Annotated in this window: 16 protein-coding genes; 4 read left to right on the top strand and 12 right to left on the bottom strand. The window is 59.5% G+C overall.

Translation table 11 applies throughout. The features are described 5' to 3' along the window. Positions 1–21 precede the first annotated feature (21 nt). Positions 22–1,023 (bottom strand): glycosyltransferase, encoded by a 1,002-nt coding sequence (locus FS885_RS02450; RefSeq protein WP_144743410.1) that lies wholly within the window; start codon positions 1,021–1,023, stop codon positions 22–24. A 240-nt stretch (positions 1,024–1,263) separates the two neighbouring features. On the opposite strand from FS885_RS02450, the gene FS885_RS02445 reads away from it, so the two are divergent. Genes FS885_RS02445 through FS885_RS02435 form a run of 3 tightly spaced genes read left to right on the top strand, consistent with a single transcriptional unit; the run spans position 1,264 to position 5,117 of the window. Further along, positions 1,264–3,306, top strand: a complete 2,043-nt coding sequence (locus tag FS885_RS02445; RefSeq protein ID WP_144743409.1) for an RICIN domain-containing protein — start codon at positions 1,264–1,266, stop codon at positions 3,304–3,306. A gap of 4 nt (positions 3,307–3,310) precedes the next feature. Beyond that, entirely contained in the window at positions 3,311–4,132 is an 822-nt protein-coding gene (locus FS885_RS02440) for a glycosyltransferase family A protein (protein WP_246060722.1), read from the top strand. Beyond that, the gene (locus tag FS885_RS02435) at positions 4,122–5,117 is read left to right on the top strand and encodes a glycosyltransferase family 2 protein (RefSeq protein ID WP_144743408.1); all 996 of its coding nucleotides are present in this window, start codon (positions 4,122–4,124) and stop codon (positions 5,115–5,117) included. The genes FS885_RS02440 and FS885_RS02435 overlap by 11 nt, the downstream gene beginning before the upstream one ends. Before the next feature lie 8 nt (positions 5,118–5,125). Here the strand turns inward: FS885_RS02435 and FS885_RS02430 are convergent, their stop codons facing one another. The 7 genes from FS885_RS02430 to FS885_RS02400 all read right to left on the bottom strand — a co-directional run bounded on the left by FS885_RS02430 (position 5,126) and on the right by FS885_RS02400 (position 12,211). Beyond that, entirely contained in the window at positions 5,126–5,479 is a 354-nt protein-coding gene (locus tag FS885_RS02430) for a DUF2304 domain-containing protein (RefSeq protein WP_186365746.1), read from the bottom strand. Between the two features lie 10 nt (positions 5,480–5,489). After that, positions 5,490–6,170 (bottom strand): glycosyltransferase family 2 protein, encoded by a 681-nt coding sequence (locus FS885_RS02425; RefSeq protein WP_144743406.1) that lies wholly within the window; start codon positions 6,168–6,170, stop codon positions 5,490–5,492. Between the two features lie 91 nt (positions 6,171–6,261). Further along, entirely contained in the window at positions 6,262–7,371 is a 1,110-nt protein-coding gene (locus FS885_RS02420; protein ID WP_144743405.1) for a DegT/DnrJ/EryC1/StrS family aminotransferase, read from the bottom strand. A gap of 92 nt (positions 7,372–7,463) precedes the next feature. After that, positions 7,464–8,921 (bottom strand): sugar nucleotide-binding protein, encoded by a 1,458-nt coding sequence (locus tag FS885_RS02415; protein ID WP_144743404.1) that lies wholly within the window; start codon positions 8,919–8,921, stop codon positions 7,464–7,466. Positions 8,922–8,936: 15 nt separating this feature from the next. Next, positions 8,937–9,959, bottom strand: coding sequence for a dTDP-glucose 4,6-dehydratase (gene rfbB / locus FS885_RS02410; protein ID WP_144743403.1), 1,023 nt, complete (start codon positions 9,957–9,959; stop codon positions 8,937–8,939). Between the two features lie 62 nt (positions 9,960–10,021). Continuing rightward, positions 10,022–10,921 carry a glucose-1-phosphate thymidylyltransferase RfbA gene (gene rfbA, locus FS885_RS02405; protein WP_144743402.1) on the bottom strand — a complete coding sequence of 300 codons (900 nt, stop codon included), beginning with the start codon at positions 10,919–10,921 and terminating at the stop codon, positions 10,022–10,024. A gap of 165 nt (positions 10,922–11,086) precedes the next feature. Next, positions 11,087–12,211 carry a glycosyltransferase gene (locus FS885_RS02400; RefSeq protein ID WP_144743401.1) on the bottom strand — a complete coding sequence of 375 codons (1,125 nt, stop codon included), beginning with the start codon at positions 12,209–12,211 and terminating at the stop codon, positions 11,087–11,089. Positions 12,212–12,467: 256 nt separating this feature from the next. Here FS885_RS02400 and FS885_RS02395 point away from each other — a divergent pair, with 256 nt between their 5' ends. Beyond that, the gene (locus FS885_RS02395) at positions 12,468–13,472 is read left to right on the top strand and encodes a nucleoid-associated protein (protein ID WP_144743400.1); all 1,005 of its coding nucleotides are present in this window, start codon (positions 12,468–12,470) and stop codon (positions 13,470–13,472) included. Positions 13,473–13,486: 14 nt separating this feature from the next. On the opposite strand, the gene FS885_RS02390 is transcribed toward FS885_RS02395, so the two are convergent. The 4 genes from FS885_RS02390 to FS885_RS02375 form a co-directional block, all read right to left on the bottom strand. Continuing rightward, positions 13,487–14,719 carry a DUF2974 domain-containing protein gene (locus FS885_RS02390; protein ID WP_144743399.1) on the bottom strand — a complete coding sequence of 411 codons (1,233 nt, stop codon included), beginning with the start codon at positions 14,717–14,719 and terminating at the stop codon, positions 13,487–13,489. 91 nt (positions 14,720–14,810) lie between these two features. Continuing rightward, entirely contained in the window at positions 14,811–15,761 is a 951-nt protein-coding gene (locus FS885_RS02385; RefSeq protein WP_144743398.1) for an L-lactate dehydrogenase, read from the bottom strand. 448 nt (positions 15,762–16,209) lie between these two features. Next, positions 16,210–17,373, bottom strand: a complete 1,164-nt coding sequence (locus FS885_RS02380; protein WP_144743397.1) for a pyridoxal phosphate-dependent aminotransferase — start codon at positions 17,371–17,373, stop codon at positions 16,210–16,212. A 162-nt stretch (positions 17,374–17,535) separates the two neighbouring features. After that, complete coding sequence (locus FS885_RS02375) at positions 17,536–19,563, bottom strand: NAD(+) synthase (protein ID WP_425458920.1); 2,028 nt, start codon at positions 19,561–19,563, stop codon at positions 17,536–17,538. Between the last annotated feature and the right edge of the window lie 13 nt (positions 19,564–19,576).

Here is a 19,576-nt window from a genome sequence, read left to right as displayed (position 1 = left end):
CAACAAAACCCTATCCCCACACTACAGCCGACAATAGAGCCCGATAAGCATTTTATGAAGTGGACGACAGTATGTGTACAGGTACAAATCGACCCGCGAAAAGAAACTTTCGTCTTTCAGCTTACTCGGCCAACGCCTTTTCAAGGTGCGAAGATCTCGAATATCTCGATAGTACGAGTATTCCATCGATTCCATTCCAAGTGCCACGAGCTCATGCAGGCGATTGTCGGTATACCTATCTACAAGCTTCAACAGGGCGACACGCTTTTCGTACTTACCTCTTGCAGCTTCCGGCAATCTGGCGCTTGTGACCATGCTTCTGTTGACTGAATTCTTCGCAAGCACGCGATAGGCACTCATAACTTCGTTGATGTAGTAAATTCCTCCTGCTACAAGACCGAAATAGACAAGCATCTTATGGTCGCCATCTGTCTTGAGACTTCCGAACGGAGAATCCCTATATTGCTGCAGGGCGCTGGTGCGGACAAAAAGGCTGTTCGTCGCATAGCACTGGGAGTGAGTAACGATATCGCGTTCCGAAATCATCGAATCATGGTCTCGATAGCGCACGATAGAGAGCTGGCGTTTTGTTCCCGCCTGAACATTCTCGTTTGCATGAACACACGCCGCGATGTCCGGATGCTGCCTCATGACAGCCAATTGCCTTGCAAGCTTGTTTCGATCTGTCCAGTAATCGTCCCCTTCGCACATCGATATGAACTCACCTCGAGCGAGCGGAACCAGAAATTCTCCCATAGGGCTGACCCCTTTGGAAAACTGATTCTCCTCATGGGTAACGATTCGAAACAGGTCGGGATGTGTCCGCTGATACTCGAGAAGTATGTCCAACGTTCCATCGGTTGAGCAGTCATCATTGATCAGGATCTCGATATCATCACCAAAGTCTTGTTCAAGGAAACTATCGATGGCGTCGCGGATATAGTCGACTTGGTTAAACGTGATGCACAGAATGCTGACCACCGGATGCGCACTCAACTTTGCATGATCCTCAATAACCTTCACTGCTCATCCCCTCAGTAGATGCCAGCACCCAAAACGTCCACACGGACACGATATTCTATCGAATTGGCCGCATTGTAAATACGTTGAGTACAAGCATAATGTAGAGAGCATTTCTGTCGCGCAAACCGGCGTTTTGTTTGCTAGGGGACGGCTTTTCTCCACACTTCACGAAGCATCCTCACTATAGAAGAACACTTGGTACAATTCATAGCAGGGTACACACGATCGACTGGATATCTCATGACACATTTAGGTTTTAGGCATCTTGTTGCATATGTTCTTCTAGCCGCCACGCTACTTACCCCCACTGTCGCTTTCGCAGAACGCGAAGCGGCCGAGACGGATAATCCCGAGCTGGAAAATAGCGCTGCGCCGGCCGATAGCTCCACAGATTCCGCCACGCCTCCCGACCCCCAGCATATGTGGAACATGCGGGAAGATTCTGAAGACGCCATCATGCCCATGTCAAGCTCCCCCTATTGGGAGGATATTCCGGGAGGCAGGGCCTTCTATGACGGAGACGGCAATTTATTTGTGTCGCCCGCTATGTTCGTGGTAGACGTTTCTAGCTGGCAGGGTGAGATAGATTGGGATGCATTTAAAGCGCAGAATCCAAATGCCGGCGCGATTCTGCGTCTGGGATACGGAGAGGATACGGTGGACAAGTGGTTCGCTCGTAACATCGCCGAAGTAAAGCGCCTCGACATCCCTTATGGCGTCTATCTCTACTCATACGCGTACGACGATACATTCGCATCTAACGAAGCACATTTAACGGGCGAAACGCTTGCAAACTATGACGCAGATCCGGAACTGGGCATCTTCTACGACCTTGAAGCATGGGAGTGGACTGGGCACCAGCATCCCACAACTCCGGCAGCATACGAATCGATTGTTCGCCACTACGTAAGCACTCTTACCGGCTATGGCTGGAATGAAGACCAGATTCATGTCTACAGCTATACCAGCTATCTAAAAAACCAGCTGAATAGCAGCTATATACACTCCAAGACAACCTGGGTCGCACAGTACGGCCCTCGCCTCACCTTCGATATTACTGCCGACGGGCAGATTGGATGGCAGTACTCCTCCACTGGAAGCGTCTCCGGCATCGCCGGAGACGTCGATATGAACGCCTTCTCGGCACTGGACAGGTCGGATGTAACACTTGACTCTCTCGGGACGCAGGTATCCGATCTTCCGGAAGGCGATTATCTGCTTCTATCAGGCTATTCCGGCATGGACGGGCAACCGAATGCCGTAATCGATATCGGTTGGTCCAGCCTGAAAAATGGAGAGGCTGCCTCCCTCTACCGTTTAGGCGGAACTAGCAATCAGATATTTCACGTCTCGCCCAACGGAGACGGATCGTACAATATCAGCGCGAAGCACTCCGGCAAATCGTTAGATGTCTCGGGACCGTCAAGCGCCAACGGAACGCCTATTGTTCAGTGGGACTACCATGGCGGAGATAACCAAAGATGGACCATCTGGCGCGATTCTACAGGTTACTGCTATATCGCTTCGGTATACGCATCATCGCAAAACAAAGTAATGACCGTTTCAGGAGAAACGGCAGCTGACAGTTCCCCCATTCAGCTTTGGTCCGTAAGCGGCTCCAATAGCCAGCGCTTCCGCTTCGTCCCCCTATCTGAATATGAACCTTCCCTCAACGGATGGATTACCAGGAATGGAACCCGCTACTGGTACGAGAGCGGCATTCGGGTCGAGGGCCGCGAGATGTACGACGCGGCAGCGGGGGGATGGAGATGGCTGCAAGTCGGAGGGGAAATCGCCTACGACCAAGATGTCTACATTCCGCCCACTGACAAATGGGTTCGCCTCGACGAAGAGGGGCTCATGGTCAAGGGGGAAGACTACCGATACGGTGCTTGGTACTATTTTGACCCCATAACAGGCGCCATGGCCAAGGGAGTGAGATATGTGGAAGCCGGGGGCGGTAAGTGGGTCTATTACGACGTAATAACCGGAAAGATGGCCCATGGAGAAGCCTATCTCTCCTATGATTCCGATCACACCGGCTGGTACTACTTCGACGAGTGGACAGGCGAAATGTACCACGGCGACCGATATCTTGAATCCAGCGGTGGGAAATGGGTCCGCTATGACCACTACACCGGAATCATGGTTAAAGGCCTTCAGTATTGGGATGGGTCCTGGTACTACTTCGATCCTACCACCGGTAAAATGGCCCACGGAAATACCTGGGTCCCCGAATGGAACAGCTGGCATCACTTCGACGAATGGACAGGCAGAGGATAACAAGATGCCCAACATGTCAACTGCGCAATCATTCACAAGGAATAGGCATACCTTTGCCATCTGCGCGTATGGGGAGAGTCCCTATCTCGCAGAATGCATCGAGTCCCTTCGTGCGCAAAGCGACAACTGCAGCGACATCTTTTTGGCTACATCAACGCCAAACGATTGGATTCGCTCTACGGCCGAACGCTACGATCTCCCCCTCTACATTAACGAAGGCGATAGCGGTATAGGAAACGATTGGAATTTCGCCTACTCGATGGCACATACGCAATACATCACAATAGCCCATCAAGATGATATCTACCTCCCCGACTATGCTAAGAATGCAGTGTACGAGCTCAACAGTGACCCCTATGCACTTCTTTTCTTTACAAACTACGGAGAAGTCCGAGGCAAGAAGGTGGTAACTGAGAACACGCTGCTGAACGTGAAACGACTTCTGCTTAAGCCAATTGAGAGCAAGCAAAAGTCCCATAAAACATGGCGCAAGCGAGCCATATTGCGATTTGGGTCTTCCATTTGCTGCCCTTCGGTCACTTTCAATGCCGAACGTTGTCCGCGTCCTCCCTTTACTACCCAGATGAGCTCGAATCTTGACTGGGACACATGGGAGCATATGTCTCGCCTTGACGGCTCGTTCATATACGACAAGCGCATACTTGTGTACCATCGAATACATGAAGGATCTGCCACGAGCAAACTCATCGCAAACAATAAGCGCAACGAAGAGGACCTCTTGATGCTACAGAGGTTTTGGCCACGTCCGCTTGCCCGACTCATCGAGCGGGCCTATTCCCGGGGAACCGCAAGCAATGAGCTATAGTGAATCACAGTATCCTGTCGTTTCCGTCCTCATCCCCGTCTATAACGCAGAAACCTACATCGGACGGTGCCTCGATAGCATATTGAGCCAGGATTATCCCGCTCTTGAAATCGTCGCAATTGACGACGGATCTTCCGATTCGTCATTTTCCATCCTCGAGGGCTACGAGAGGCGTCATCCTTCCGTTGTTCGCGCTTATCACCAGCAGAACCAAGGTGTTGCCGTCACAAGGAACAAGGCGATCTCTCTCGCAAGCGGTGTTTACCTCATGTTTGCCGACAATGATGACTATCTTGAACCCGATTCAATCAAATTACTCGTCAACAAGGCACTTGAAGCTAATGCTGACATCGTATGCGCTGGATTTCAACGCCCCGATACCCATGGAACGATCGTATCCCGTGTCATTCCTTCACCAGAAACCCAGTGGGCGCCATACAAAGTAAGCGCCGCATGGGCCAAGCTTTATAGAACAGATTTTATCAGGGAAAATTATCTCTCTTTTTTATCGACAAATATTGGGGAGGATATATACTTCACCCTTCCCGCTCAACTGCTCTCCACCAAAACGGTCATTCTGCCTCAGGCTGTGTACAACTGGTTCTATAACACTGAAAGCGTTTCTAACACCCTTCATAAAACTTCGAACAATCTGGAATTTAGCAGGACCCTCACCGAACTGCACAGCTTTTTACAGATGCGCAGCCTTCCCATCGAAGGACTTACACTTCATTACATCGTACGCCTGATCGTTTGGTTCCTCTTTTACACCAGAAAAGGTGATGGATCCTCTCAAAGCATGAAATCGTTAGATTCCTGCATTCACTGGCTCGATGAGGCTATTCCCGACTGGCGCAACGATGCGTTTGCGACTCCACGAAAGCCGACCGGTGATGCCATCCCGAATCGTATTGCAACCTGGTTATTTGTACAACATGAAATGTTGTTTAGGGCAATGTTGCGTTCTTTTGGACGCCTGCTATAGGGGATACCCTACTCTTTTGCCTCTTCTTCACGCACGCGCTTCTCAAGCAACGCGTTTTCCTGAGCAATCTCATTAATCCTGTACTTTAATAGAGATATTTCTGAGGAATTCGCGAACATCTTAGCAAGAAGTATCGCAATGATACATAGGAAGACGAAATTACTCGGTGAGATGAAGCCGAACATTTCCGAGAACCAGAAAGCAATACCAGGAAAAACTGCTAACACAACCAGCAGAATCGAAAACAACACCCAGAAAATCGCATCGCCCATCAGTATCATGGATTTTCTAATCCTGTATGCAACGAAATAGAATAAAACCAATGCACCGGAGATAAGAAACAGTCTAAGCAACACAGACACAGCAATCACCTTATCGAAGCCACTGAAAAAGCACTATAGAGGTGCACATTCGAGCCATATATCCGATGACATGAGGAAGGTCAAGGTAGCTCTCACCACCCTGCCTATCCCGCATGACGGCAGGTATCTCCACAACCGAATAGCCTTTACGAACCAAAAGAGCAATCGTGTCGGGTTCTGGTGATGTATCGAACTCCGTAGAGAAGAACTTGATGAGCTTCCGATTGTACATACGCAAGCCGCTGGTCGAATCAGTAATCTTTGCCCTTGCAGTTATCCGAATCAGGAAAGAAATCAGCCGAGAGCCCAATCCCCGTGCTCCCTTTGGTTTTTCTCCGGCCAACAAGCGGGATGCTATAACAACGTCAGCATCATTGGATTCCATAGCATCTGCCATGAGGCCAATGTACTCCGGTAGATGCTGACCATCAGCATCGAATTGCACAACGGCATCGTATCCGTTACGGCATGCGTATTTCATGCCAGTTTGGAACGCAGATGCGAGTTTCGTATTAATAGGTAGCGACAGATAGTTGAACCCTTCCTGCCTACAGATCATGGGCGTTGCATCTTTTGAGCCGTCATTTATAACGAGATAGTCTATCTGCGGACAAGCCTCGACCAAGGATGAAACGGTAGACTTGATGCATTCCTCTTCGTTATAAGCTGGAATAACGGCTAGTATTCTCATGGTCTCATTCCATAACGCCAGCGGTATCAAATCGATAGAATTCTACCACCGCCAAAGGTCCTTCGTCCCCCTTTCTGAGGACGAGCTTCCTTTAGCGAATCCCAACCACCGCGTCGCAGATTCTATCGACATCATCTAGCGACAAGTCAGCATACATCGGTAAGGTGAGAATTCGATCTGAAACGTATTTCGCAACAGGCGTGTATCTAGAATCGAAACGCCCGTTATAGCAATCAAAATCGCTTGTCAGGGGATAGAAATACTTTCTTGGATGGATATCAATGGAAAGCAGGACATCATAGACTTCGTCCCGCGTCGCATTGAAATGCTTCTCGTCAAACAAAACCGGCATGTATGCGTAATTCGAGGTTATACCCTGCTCAGGCTTCGATAGCACGATACCGGGCACACCTTCCAATCGATCCCAATAGCGTTCCGCAACCTTCTTCCGTTTTGAAATTTCATCAGGTAGGTGCCTCAAGTTGCAAATGCCCATAGCAGCGCAAAATTCGTTCATCTTCGCGTTGCCACCAATATACTCAACTGATTCCGTCCCGGTTATCCCGAAATTCTTCCACTGATTCAATAAATCCTTCAGCGAATGGTCATGAAAGCAGACCGCTCCTCCTTCGATGGTGTTGAAAACCTTCGTAGCGTGAAAAGAAAACATCGACGCATCACCAAATGTAGCGACATGAACGCCGTTGCGCTGCACTCCGAAGGCATGAGCGGCATCGTAGATAACCTTAAGAGAGTGCTTTTTTGCAATTGCCTCGATTGTATCGACATCGCAAATGTTTCCGTACACATGCACCGGCATAATGGCGCAAACATCTTCATCGATTAAGGCTTCGACGCTTTCAGGGTCAAGCGTGTAGTTATCCGCCCGAATATCTGCGAAAACAGGAGTCAATCCCATGCGAACGATAGCATGGGTTGTAGAAGCGAAGGTGAAGGGCGTTGTGATTACCTTTCCCTTTAAATCCATGGCTTCGATAACACATTCAAGCGCGCTATGACCGTTCACGAAAAGCGCGATATCCTCAATCCCCAGATAATCGATAAGTCGGCGTTCCAGCTCCCGATGCTTCGCGCCCATATTGGTAAGGAAATGACTCTCCCATAGAAGCCTAATTTCTTCAACATATTCCTCGAACTCGGGCATTGAAGATCTAGTAACTAGAATCTGTCTACTCTGCATGGAAACTCCTATTGTCATCTTGCAGCCGCCATCATTCCCACCGTATCGCCCGAGCTCCCGCCTAAACGGCTGAAAAGCGGTTACGGTTAAAACTATACCAACAAAGAACCAAGGTAGGCGGCGAGCGATTGGCGCCAATCGGCCGCCTCGAAGCCTGCGGCCTCGAGCTTTCCGAGCGGCAAGGTGCTGTAGCGCGGCCGCGGCGCGATGGGGCCGGTTGCGTGCGCGTAGTACTCCCCGGTCGTGACGGGGCGCACCGCGTCGCCGTTGCCGTTCGCGCGCTCGAAGACCTCGCGGGCGATCTCGGCCCAGCTCGCGGGCTCACCGGAGCCGGTGCAGTTGTACACGCCATAGGGCGCCTGCACATCGAGCAGGTGGAAGATGGCGCGGGCCATCTCGTCCGTGAAGGTGAGCCGGCCGATCTGGTCGTCGACGACCGTGACCTCCGAAAGCCCGTCTGCGGGGTCGGTGCAGCGTGCCGAGAGCGCCTCCATGGTGCGCACGAAGTTTCGCCCATCGCCGATCACCCAGCTGGAGCGCAGGATGTAGTGCGCAGGGCACCCCGCCACGGCGAGGTCACCCGCTGCCTTGCTCTGCCCGTAGACGGAGAGCGGGGCGAAGGGCTCGTCCTCGCCATGCTCCTCGGACACGCCGTCGAACACGTAGTCCGAGCTGATGTGCACGAGCGTGATGCCGTGCTCGGCGCAGGTGCGTGCCAGAAGCGCCGGGCCCTGGGCGTTCGCCTTCCAGGCGAGCACGCGCCCCTCGGGCGTCTCGGCGGCATCCACCGCGGTGTAGGCGCCGCAGTTGATCACGGTCCCGTAAAGGTCCCAGTCGTAGCTGCCGTAGGCGGTGGCATCGCTCATATCGAAGGTGTCGATGTCGCAGTAGTCGAAGCCGGTGAGCCCGCGCTTCTCGGCGAGCGCGCGGACGGCGCGGCCGAGCTGCCCGTTCGCGCCGGTCACGAGCGTGCGCTTGGGCTCCATGGGCACGACATCCTTGAGGTAGGGATGATGCTTGTCGGCCTCGGAGATCTCGCACTGATCGAGCGAGATGGGCCACGCGATGGCAAGCTCGGGGTCGGCGAGGTTCACGAAGGTGTAGGTCTTCTTGAGCTCGGCCGACCAGTGAGCGTCGACCAGGTACACGTAGGCCGTGCCGTCCTCGAGCGCCTGGTAGGCGTTGCCCACGCCGCGCGGCACATAGATGGCCTTCGACGGATCGAGCTCGCAGGTGTAGACCTTGCCGTAGGTGGGGCTGCCCGCGCGCAGGTCGACCCACGCGCCGAAGATCGAGCCCGTCGCGATGGAGATGAACTTGTTCCACGGCTCGGCATGGATGCCGCGCGTGGCGCCGCGCTCCGTATTGAAGCTGATGTTGTTCTGCACCCACCGAAGGTCGGGCAGGCCCAACCCGAGCGCCATCTTGGCGCGCTGCCAGTTCTCCTTGAACCAGCCGCGGTTGTCGCCGTGCACGGGCAGGTCGAGCACCTTGAGGCCCTCGATGCCCGTCTCGATGACCGTCATGTCCTTCTCGTACGCAAGTGCCATCTAGGTTGCCCTTCCCTACTGTCCCTGTGCGGCGTACTTAGCCTCCGTGGCGGCCTTGGCGCCCTCCCACCAGGCGCGGTTGGCGGTATACCACGCGATGGTCTGGTCCAGGCCCTCGGAGAAATCGGTGTGGCGCGGCTGCCAGCCCAGCTCGCGGCGGAGCTTGGTCGAGTCGATGGCGTAGCGGCGGTCGTGGCCGGGACGGTCGCGCACCCAGTCGAAGTCGTCGGCATCCTTGCCCATGCGCTCGAGAATGGCGCGGAGCACCTCGATGTTCGACTTCTCGCCGTCGGCACCGATGAGGTAGGTCTCGCCGATCTTGCCCTTGGTGAGGATGGTCCACACGGCGCTCGAGTGGTCGTCGGTGTGGATCCAGTCGCGGACGTTTTTGCCGTCGCCGTAGAGCTTGGGCCGGATGCCCTCCAGGATGTTGGTGATCTGGCGCGGGATGAACTTCTCGATGTGCTGGTAGGGACCGTAGTTGTTCGAGCAGTTGGAGATCGTGGCGCGCACGCCGAAGGTGCGGTGCCACGCGCGCACCAGCAAATCGGAGCTCGCCTTCGTGGAGCTGTACGGGCTCGACGGGTGGTACGGCGTCTCCTCGGTGAAGCGCGCGGGGTCGTCGAGCGCGAGGTCGCCGTAGACCTCGTCGGTCGAGATGTGGTGGTAGCGCACGCCGTACTTGCGGGCGGCCTCAAGCAGACAGTACGTGCCCTCCACGTTGGTGCGCAGGAACGGCTCGGGGTTCGCGATGGAGTTGTCGTTGTGGCTCTCGGCCGCGTAGTGCACGATGGCGTCGTGCCCGGGGACGAGCCGGTCCAGGAGCTCGGCATCGCAGATGTCGCCCACCACGAGTTCCACGCGGTCGGCGGGCAGGCCCGCGATGTTCTCGGGGTTGCCGGCATAGGTGAGCTTGTCGAGCACCGTCACGTGCACGCCGGGGCAGTTGTTCACCACGTAGTGCACGAAGTTGCTGCCGATGAAGCCGCAGCCTCCCGTGACGATGATGTTTCTGGGCTCGAAGATCTCTTCTGACATGATTCTCCTAGGTTCCTGTCGCTCGTGCAAGGTAGCGGGCCGCGAGGCCCGAGCGGGGCGCCCTACTCCGCCGGCCGCTTGATGAACATGCCGTCGGCGACCTTCTTCAGGTGCTGGCCGTAGACGCTCTTGCCGTAGCGCTCGGCGCACGCGCGCAGGGTGTCGCGGTCGATCCAGCCGTTCTCGTAGGCGATCTCCTCGAGCACCGAGACGGGCGTGTCCTGGGCGCGCTCGACGGCGCGCACGAACTCGCCGGCCTCGTACAGGCTCTCCATGGTGCCGGTGTCGAGCCACGCGTAGCCGCGGCCGAGCGTCACGACTGAGAGCGTGCCGTCCTCGAGGTACATGCGGTTGAGGTCCGTGATCTCGAGCTCGCCGCGGGCGGAGGGCTTCACCTGGCGGGCGAGGTCGCACACGCGCGAGTCGTAGAAATACAGCCCCGTCACGGCGTAGGAGCTCTTGGGGTGCTCGGGCTTCTCCTCGATGGAGACGGCCTTGCCGTCCGCATCGAACTCGACGACGCCGAAGCGCTCGGGGTCGTCCACGTGGTAGCCGAAGACCGTGGCGCCGCCATGCTCCTCGGCGTTCGCGACGGCGCGGCGCAGGTGGCGCGAGAGGCCGTTGCCGTAGAAGATGTTGTCGCCGAGCACGAGCGCGCAGGGCTCGCCGGCGATGAACTCCTCGCCGATGATGAAGGCCTGCGCGAGGCCGTCCGGTGAGGGCTGCTCGGCGTACGAGAGGTTGATGCCGAAGTCCGACCCGTCGCGCAGCAGGCGCTCGAAGTTGGGCAGGTCCGTGGGCGTCGAGATGATGAGGATGTCGCGGATGCCCGCCATCATGAGGACCGATAGCGGGTAGTAGATCATCGGCTTGTCGTACACGGGCAGGAGCTGCTTGCTCGTGACCGTGGTGAGCGGGTACAGGCGCGTGCCCGAGCCGCCCGCGAGGATGATGCCCTTCATAACACTCCAGTCCTTTTGATCCATTGAACAGGACCGACACTAGAAGACATGCCCACATTGTATAGCAGCAAGCAGACAGCTATCCAAACCACACGTCGCAGCTATCCGATATTGAGCCGTTGAATCGTATGAAGCGAATCCCCAATGGCTCTAGCGACCTTTCGTCTATCTCGGCTTCCTCTTCGGATGTTTTTTGGCTCCATGGAATAGAATCCAAACACGCTTTATGAAGATAAATGGTCCTTCGACACGAAGCGTTTCAACGGTTTCATGAGCAAAATGGGCCATTCTTCCGTCCATGGGAATATTTGTATAGTTAATTCCTAGAGCTTGGAGATACCGACGCTTTCTCTTTTTATTGAGCTTTGGGTTATTCAGAACATATTCGCTATTCATATGTTGGAACACTTCAAGAGTTTTTTTAAGAACTACGGGGTTTGTTTCTCCGTCGTCATAACGAGCGCCGTCTATGTAATTAAAACCACGTAGATAATGGGACTGCCAGATACCCAAATCGGTTACACCGATGCGCTGCATAACATCTGTCATGTCAATCCAGCGATCAAAAGGTCGGGCAATAGCCTCATTTGTCTTGTGATACAGGGTGGATTTCGGCAAATCAGCACGATAGTAGTAATAGGGTTTATCTAAGTAGAGAATGGCCTTTGCTTGACAAAGGGTTTCTACCAAAAACGGATTGTCGGCCCATCCGGCCCCTGGATATTCCGGAAAAAGGATCCCGTTTTCCTTGAGGAACTCCTTGCGATAAATCGCCGACCATATCCCAGGGTGAATCTCGATAAGGAGCGTATGCTCGTCCAAAGTAAATGGCCTCGTAGATGTCTTGATTCGCTTGTGGAGCTTACAGTGCTTTATTCGCTGCTTCTTCGGGTTATCCCATTTTTCAACACTCCACCATGGTGTTTTAACGATATCGATTGTCTCTTCGAAACTCGAGGCAAACGCAAGCATATCCTCGTACATCGATGCATCGATCCAATCATCAGGTTCGACGATGGAGATCCACTCGCCATGCGACTCCTGAATACCGAGATTGCAGCCTACGCCGTAGCCACCGTTCTCCTTATCGATTACGCGAATCCGGCTATCTCGATCAGCATGCTTCTTGATGATTTCGAGCGATCCGTCAGTGCTTCCATCATTGATGCAGATAATCTCAAGATTCTTATGTGTTTGTGCAGAAATGCTCTCCAAGCATTGGTCAAGGTACTTTTCGACGTTGTAAATCGGGACAATCACCGAAACTAGCGAATTATTGTCACTACGCATACAACAGAACCTTTCGAATCAGATTTGCAGCATGTCATGAAAGCTAACCACATTGATTATACACAGCGAAATAGACTCGCCCACTTCCTGCTCACGAGGAAGTCAAACGGGGATGCGGAAACACCACGACTCATTTACTCGCAAACTTCAATTCGGACAATACTGCCATCACCGATTGCCGCTCACATGAGCGGTATGGTCTAGAATTCCTTGACTGGACGATAGCGCTACCAAGCCCGACTCCGAAAGGCTCGCCATGAACATCAACCACGCCATCCTGCACGTGCTCGACGCCGAGTCCGCCGTGAACGTGTTCTCCGCGCGCGAGCTCGCGCTCGACACGCGCGCCGTGAAGGGCTTCGTGACCAAGCACCTGCGCCGCGCCCGCACCGCGGCGGACAACCGCCCCGGCAGTTTCGCCGACGGTTCCGCCTTCGCCGAGGAGCTCAAGCGCTACTTCTTCGGTGAGCGCGAGTTCATCGACCTCTCACAGCAAATCGCCGAGTTCCTGGCCCAGGAGCTCGCCCGCGCCGAGAAGCCCGAGTCCACCGACATCCTCATCGCCGACTTCACCGACGACGAGGACGTGCGCTGGTTCGCGGTGCTGCTCATGGCGAGCCGCATGGCCTTCATGCACGAGGTCGCGAACGTGAACGGCGCCGTCGAGGCCGATATCGCCCGGCATTACGCGATTCTCCCCAACCCCTCGCAGAAGGTGACCTCCTACGCGCTCGTGCGCGCGAGCTCGCTTGAGGTGCTCTACCAGGACAAGCCGCGCTCCATCGCCGGCACGGAGACCATGCTCATCCCCGACGGACTCCTCCAGTGCGAGACGGGCATCTCCACCAAGGAGGTCATCGACACGGTGACGCGCGTGGTGGCCGAGGTCGCCGAGGAGCACGGTGCGAACACCGCCGTGGCGCTCGCCATGGCCAAGGCCGCGATGGTGGAGCACGTGGAGGAGGACGAGGAGCTGCCGCCCTGGGACATCGTGGACGACATCTTTGAGGACGAGCCGCAGGTGCGCGACGAGGTCAAGCAGGCGCTCGAGCGCGAGCAGGTGCCCCAACGCGTGCGTGCTGAGCGCGCCCAGGTGGAACGCGCCACCGTGCGCAACCACAAGATTCGCACGGACACCGGCATCGAGATCACCTTCCCCGCCGAGATGGGATCGAACTCCGACTACATCGCCTTCCGCAACGAGCCGAACGGCCTCATCTCCATCGAGCTCCGCAACATCGGCTCGATCGAGAACCGCTAGAGCCGCGGGCGCTGCTAGAGCCGCGGGCGCGTCGTGGGCAGGCGGTCGGCCATGCGCGCCGCGGCATCGCTCGCCGATGCGGCCACGCGCGCGGCGGCGTCCGCGACCTGGCCCACGGTGGCGCACTTCACGAGCGCGCCCACGGTCCTCATGATGAGCTGGCGCGTCTCGGGGTCGATGTCGCCCGCCGCGGCGAGCATCTTGGGCACGGTCGTCTGCCACCTGCCGCGGATCTCGGCGAAGCGCTCGCTGTCCGCCGCGCCGATCACCTCGAACACGGTGTCGATGAAGCGGCCGCGCTCCTCGGGCGTGACGCTGCGCATCCAGCTCGCGAGCGTGGAGTCGACGTAGCGCGCGCCGGCCGAGATGCGCTCCACGCAGCGGAACTCCGTCCCATCGACCACCCACGAGAAGGGGTTGTGCTGCAGAAGCGCGAAGCTCGTGCTGTCCACGATCGAGTAGTCCTCCTGGTCCTCGAAGATCATCCCGAAGACCGACGAGCGCGGCAGAGTCTTGTCCACGCGGTCGCGCATGCGCGCGAACCCGCGCCCGCGCAGGAAGTTCTCGTTGAAACCCGGGCCGTCGTGCGAGAACGCGCGGACGATGCGGTCCTGCTGCGTGTGCGGCAGCATGATGGAGGCGTAGACCGCGAGGTTGCCGCCCTTGGAGTGCCCGCCCACGTAGAGCGCGCCCGGGTAGGTCTCGGCGACGCGCTTGAGGTACGCCGCGGCGGAGACCTGAGCCGGCACGGGGCACTGGAAGGCCATGTTGAAGTCTTCCTTCCAGCCCACGATCGTCGAGTCCGTGCCGCGGAAGGCCACGTAGACCGCCCCATCGGGCAGAAGGAACGTGGCGGCGGCGAACTGTTCCTCGCGCTCCTCGTTCGATGTCGCCCGGCAGAGGGCCACCCGGATGTCGCGGAAGCGCGGGCTCGCACAGACGGCGAACAGAAGGTCGCGGCTGCCCTCAGGGTCCCAGCTCGTGCCCATCATCTCGTCGAAGTGCTCGGCGCGCAGAAGGGTCGCGAGCGGCGCGCCGCGGCTCCCCGCAAAGTCGGGGACCTCCGCGAGAAGCGGCGCCGGCAGGCGGAAGTAGGAGAGCCACGAGAGGATGAGGCTGTCCACCGCGCCCAGGGGGCGCTCCCGGAACGTATCGAGGCAGGTGCGCGCGTAGGTGACGATCGTGCCGCCCTCCTGCGCGTCGGCGCCATGCGCCCGTCCCAGCTCCTCTTCCCGCTCCGCAGCCATACTCCCCCGTCCGCGTGCACCGGGCCGCCCGGTCGGAAGCCCTATCCTACTCCCGGCAGCCCTCCCCTACCTTATCGATTCTAGCGCGGGTCTACGCCTCGAAGTCGACCTGTTCGATGATCTCCTTGAGCGCGCGGGCCGATCCGTGGAGCTTCTCCATCTCGTCTTCGGAGAGCGCGACGGGCACGCGGCAGACCACGCCCTTGCGCCCGATGACCGTCGGCATGGAGATGGCGATCTCGTCCAGGCCGTACTCGCCCACCATGAGGCTCGACACGGGCAGCACGCTGTCCTCGTCGTGCATGATCGCGGTGCAGATGCGCTTCACCGTCATGGCGATGCCGTAGTAGGTGGCGTGCTTGCGCTCGATGATCTCGTACGCGCTCATCTTGACGTCCTCGGCGATGCGCCGCTCGGCGGCCTCGTGGTCGCGGTGGCCGCGCATCTCGCAGAACGTATCCAGCGGCACGCCTGCGACCATGGCGCTCGACCAGGCGGCGAACTCGGAGTCGCCGTGCTCGCCCATGATGTAGGCATGGACGGCACGCGGGTCGACCTCGAGGTGCTCGCCGAGCATGTACTTCAGGCGGGCTGTGTCGAGCACGGTGCCCGAGCCGATGACCTGGCCTTCGGGCAGGCCGGACATGCGGATGGCCGCATACGTGAGCACATCGACCGGGTTGGAGACGACAAGCAGCACACCCGCGAAGCCGCTCTCGCGGATCTTGGGGATGATGGACTTGAAGATCTGCACGTTCTTGGTCACGAGGTCGAGCCGTGTCTCGCCAGGCTTCTGGGCGGCGCCCGCCGTGACCACGATGATCGCGGCGTCGGCCGCGTCTGCGTAGTCGCCCGCGTAGACCTTGCACGGACTCGCGAAGGGCACGCCGTGCGCGATGTCGAGCGCCTCGCCCTCCGCGCGAGCGCGGTCGACGTCGATGAGGACGATCTCCGAGAAGAGCCCGCTCTGCATGAGGGCGAACGCTGACGAGGAGCCCACGAATCCGCAGCCGACGATGGCCACCTTGCGATCGTTGATCATAGCTGCCTCCCATCTCCCGTCCGGCAGGTGCCGACGGGTCCGTCTATACGCTACTGATTCTCTCCCATTTTCAGACGGCTAATCAGGGCCCCGGATCACGACAGGAAACTCACGTCCCGACGTCCCTCCTAGACACTTTTTTCGATTTTGCACGATCGGTCCTCGGCGTTTACCGGTGCGGTTTCTCCACCCGGTGGATATCGACTAACAAAAGCCCAGTTGAGAGACTTTCCGAATGTGGGGTCTTGGGCCCCAATCGTACAAAAACGAAATATGTGTCTACCCGAGCGGCCTCCGGATACGCAGATGACGCAAAACGGGGTTCGAGCGGCCGACGAGTGTGCACCGGGAGTGCGCGTGCATGTGGCGCACACGGGAGGCACGCTCACAGCAAGGGCCGCATCCGAGCTACCGGATGCGGCCCCGATTGCGTCTTCTCTCGGAACGGCTACCTGATGCCCGCCGCCTCGATCGCGGCGACGGCGGCGCGCAGGCCCTCCGGCGGCAGCACGAGCGCCATACGCACGTAGCCCTCGCCCGACGGCCCGAAGCTCGCGCCCGGCGTGACCACGACGCCCGCGCGCTCCATGAGCTCCTCGCAAAACGCCATCGAGTCCGTGCGGCCGCCCGGAAGCTTGACCCAGACGAACATCGAGCCGTGCGCGTTGGGCCGCTCCCAACCGATCGTCTCCAGCCCGTCGCAGAGCGCGTCGCGGCGCTCCTGGTACATCATGCGCTGATGCTCGACCTCGTCGAGCGGACCCGTGAGCGCGGCGATGGCCGCCTTCTGGATGGGGAAGAACATACCGAAGTCGATCTGGCTGCGCAGCTTCGCGAAGGCGGCGACCACGTCGGCGCGACCCACGATGAAGCCGATGCGCGCGCCCGTGACGTTGAACGACTTGGAGAGCGAGAAGAACTCCACGCCCACCTCGAGCGCGCCGGGGTAGGACAGGAAGCTCCCGCCGCGCGGGCCGTCGTAGACGATGTCGGAGTAGGCGTTGTCGTGCACGATGAGCAGGTCATGCTCGCGCGCGAACGCGATGATCTCCTCGTAGAGCTCAGGCGTCCCGACGCTGCCCACGGGGTTCGCCGGAAGCGACACAATCATGTACTTCGCGCGGTCGGCGACCTCGGGGTCGATGCCGGCCACATAGGGCAGGAAGTCGTGCTCGGCGTTGAGCGGGTAGTACGCGAGCTCGCCGTCGGCGATCTTCACGCCCGCCTCGAACACGGGATAGCACGGGTCGGGCACGAGCACCGTGTCGCCGGGGTCGAGCAGCGCCAGCCCCAGGTGCCCCACGCCCTCCTGGGTGCCGTTGCAGGAGGCGACCATGTCGAGCGTGATGCCCGTCACACCGAAGCGCCGCTCATAGTAGTCGCAGACCGCCTGCTTGAGCTCGGGCAGGTCGCCCAGGCTGTACTTCCACTGGGCGGGGTCGGCCGCGGCGTCGCGGAGCGCCTGGACCACGTGGGCGTACGGCGCGAAATCGGGCGTGCCCACGGACAGGTTGTAGATCGTGCGACCCTCCGCCTCGAGCTCGAGGCGCTTCGCGTTGAGCGAGGAGAAGACCTCCGCGCCGAACCGGTCAAGACGATGCGAGAATTCCATGGTAACCGCCCTTATCCCCTGCGCGAGCGCCGCGGCGCCCGCGCGATCCCAATGCAAACGTCAACAATGTAGCACGCCCGGGCCCCGCATGCGGCCGCATGCCGCCCGGAGCGGGGCCGCGTGCGGGTGCGCCCGGCCGCCACCGGTCAGAGCGCGCCGGCCTTAGAGCGCGTCGATCTCCTCGAGCCAGAGACGCGCCGCCGCGTCCGAGGGCATGCGCCAATCGCCGCGCGGCGAGAGCGTGACCGAGCCCACCTTGGGCCCGTCCGGCAGGCAGCTGCGCTTGAACTGCTGCGCGAAGAAGCGCCGGTAGAACACGCGCAGCCACGAGCGCACCGTCTCGCGGTCGTAGACGCCCGTAAACGAGCGGCAGGCCATGCGGAAGATCTTGCCCGGAGCGAACCCGAAGCGCAGCAGGTGATAGAGGAAGAAGTCATGGAGCTCGTAGGGCCCCACGAGGTCCTCGGTCCTCTGCGCGATCTCGCCCGCGCCCGTGGGCGGCAGAAGCTCCGGCGAGACGGGCGTGTCGAGGATGTCGAGGAGCGTGCGCGCGATCTCGCCGCCGAACGCGTCCGCGGCGTAGGCCACGAGATGGCGCACGAGCGTCTTGGGCACGCTCGCGTTCACCCCGTACATGCTCATGTGGTCGCCGTTGTAGGTCGCCCAGCCGAGCGCGAGCTCGGAGAGGTCGCCCGTACCGATCACGAAGCCGCCGAGCTCGTTGGCGAGGTCCATGAGCACCTGCGTGCGCTCGCGCGCCTGGCTGTTCTCGTAGGTGACGTCCTGAACGGCCGGGTCGTGGCCGATATCGGCGAAGTGCAGCTCGACCGCGAGGCCGATGGGCACCTCGCGGAAGCTCACGCCGAGCGCCTCGGCAAGCGTCTGGGCGTTGCCCTTCGTGCGGCTGGTGGTGCCGAACCCCGGCATCGACACGGCCGTGATGCCCGTGCGCGCGAGGCCGAGCGCATCGAAGGCGCGGACGGCCACGAGCAGCGCGAGCGTGGAGTCGAGCCCGCCGGAGAGCCCAATGACGGCGCTTCTGGTCCCCGTGTGGGCGAGGCGCGTCTTGAGGCCGGCGGCCTGCAGGCCGAAGATGGTCTCGCAGCGCTCCGCGAGGTCCTCGCGGGCGGCGGGCACAAACGGCGTGCGCGGGAACGTGCGCAGGGTGTCGAGCGCCGAGTACAGCGTGCGCGCACCGGCGCATGCCGGCGCCTCGTCATCGGCCATGAACGAGAAGCCGACGTCGAGCACGCGCGGCGCGGCGGGCTCGACCCAGGTCGTGCAGCGCCGGCGCTCGGCGACCAAGCGGTCGAGGTCCACGTCGGCCACGGCCATCTCGCAGCTGAAGAGCGGCGTGCGCGCGAGCAGGGAGCCGTTCTCGGCGATAAGGTTCTCGCCCGCGAAGACGAGGTCCGTGGTCGACTCGCCCTCGCCCGCGTCTGCGTAGGCGTAGGCGCAGAAAAGCCGCGCGCTCTGCCCGGCGACGAGGCTGCGGCGGTACTCGGCCTTGCCGATGACCTCGCTCGACGCCGAGCTGTTGAGGATCACGGTCGCGCCGGCGCGCGCCATGTCGACGCTCGGCGGCGCGGCGACCCAGAGGTCCTCGCAGACCTCGACGCCCACCGCGACATCCCCCATGCCCTCGTCGGCGCAGCGGTAGACGATGCGCGACGCGAGCGGTACCACCTGCCCGGCCACCTCGACCGGAACGGGTTCCTCGGGCGCGGGCGCGGGCGTGAACCAGCGGCGCTCGTAGAACTCGCCGTAGCTGGGCAGGCTCTCCTTGGCGGTGAGGCCCAGAAGCTCGCCGCGGCAGCAGGCGGCCGTGCAGTTGTAGAGCGCGCCGCCCACCGGCACGGGCAGGCCCACGGTGAAGAGGACGGGAAGCTTCGCCGTCTCATCGAGGACGCGCGCGAGCGCCCGCTCGGATGCCGCCTGCAGGGCACGGTCGAGGAAGAGGTCGGCGCAGGTGTACCCCGTGAGGCAGAGCTCGGGGAGCACGAGCGCGCGGGCGCCCCGCTCAGCCGCCGCGCGCACGCACGCGACCACGGCGTCGGCGTTGCCGTCGACATCGGCCACGCGGATCTCGGGCGTCGCGGCGGCGACGCGGAAGAAGCCGTCGGCGGGCGCCGGGGCGGCCCCCATCGGCTGCGGGCCCGTGGCCGTCGCGGGTACCTTCTGCTCGTCCATCTCGTTTCCTTCC

This window comes from Enorma burkinafasonensis, from assembly GCF_902150035.1.
Classification (GTDB): domain Bacteria; phylum Actinomycetota; class Coriobacteriia; order Coriobacteriales; family Coriobacteriaceae; genus Enorma; species Enorma burkinafasonensis.
The sequence above is the reverse complement of the archived record's forward strand: the minus strand, read 5'-3'. Positions and strand labels throughout refer to the sequence as shown.

What these genes read in the sequence shown, in the direction of transcription:
- FS885_RS02420 (WP_144743405.1), bottom strand. Translation starts at nt 7,371, where the DNA reads ATGCAGAGTAGACAGATTCTAGTTACTAGATCTTCAATGCCCGAGTTC.
- FS885_RS02415 (WP_144743404.1), bottom strand. Translation starts at nt 8,921, where the DNA reads ATGGCACTTGCGTACGAGAAGGACATGACGGTCATCGAGACGGGCATC.
- FS885_RS02445 (WP_144743409.1), top strand. Translation starts at nt 1,264, where the DNA reads ATGACACATTTAGGTTTTAGGCATCTTGTTGCATATGTTCTTCTAGCC.
- FS885_RS02380 (WP_144743397.1), bottom strand. Translation starts at nt 17,373, where the DNA reads ATGGAATTCTCGCATCGTCTTGACCGGTTCGGCGCGGAGGTCTTCTCC.
- rfbA (WP_144743402.1), bottom strand. Translation starts at nt 10,921, where the DNA reads ATGAAGGGCATCATCCTCGCGGGCGGCTCGGGCACGCGCCTGTACCCG.
- FS885_RS02440 (WP_246060722.1), top strand. Translation starts at nt 3,311, where the DNA reads ATGCCCAACATGTCAACTGCGCAATCATTCACAAGGAATAGGCATACC.
- rfbB (WP_144743403.1), bottom strand. Translation starts at nt 9,959, where the DNA reads ATGTCAGAAGAGATCTTCGAGCCCAGAAACATCATCGTCACGGGAGGC.
- FS885_RS02385 (WP_144743398.1), bottom strand. Translation starts at nt 15,761, where the DNA reads ATGATCAACGATCGCAAGGTGGCCATCGTCGGCTGCGGATTCGTGGGC.
- FS885_RS02395 (WP_144743400.1), top strand. Translation starts at nt 12,468, where the DNA reads ATGAACATCAACCACGCCATCCTGCACGTGCTCGACGCCGAGTCCGCC.
- FS885_RS02390 (WP_144743399.1), bottom strand. Translation starts at nt 14,719, where the DNA reads ATGGCTGCGGAGCGGGAAGAGGAGCTGGGACGGGCGCATGGCGCCGAC.
- FS885_RS02400 (WP_144743401.1), bottom strand. Translation starts at nt 12,211, where the DNA reads ATGCGTAGTGACAATAATTCGCTAGTTTCGGTGATTGTCCCGATTTAC.
- FS885_RS02435 (WP_144743408.1), top strand. Translation starts at nt 4,122, where the DNA reads ATGAGCTATAGTGAATCACAGTATCCTGTCGTTTCCGTCCTCATCCCC.
- FS885_RS02425 (WP_144743406.1), bottom strand. Translation starts at nt 6,170, where the DNA reads ATGAGAATACTAGCCGTTATTCCAGCTTATAACGAAGAGGAATGCATC.
- FS885_RS02375 (WP_425458920.1), bottom strand. Translation starts at nt 19,563, where the DNA reads ATGGACGAGCAGAAGGTACCCGCGACGGCCACGGGCCCGCAGCCGATG.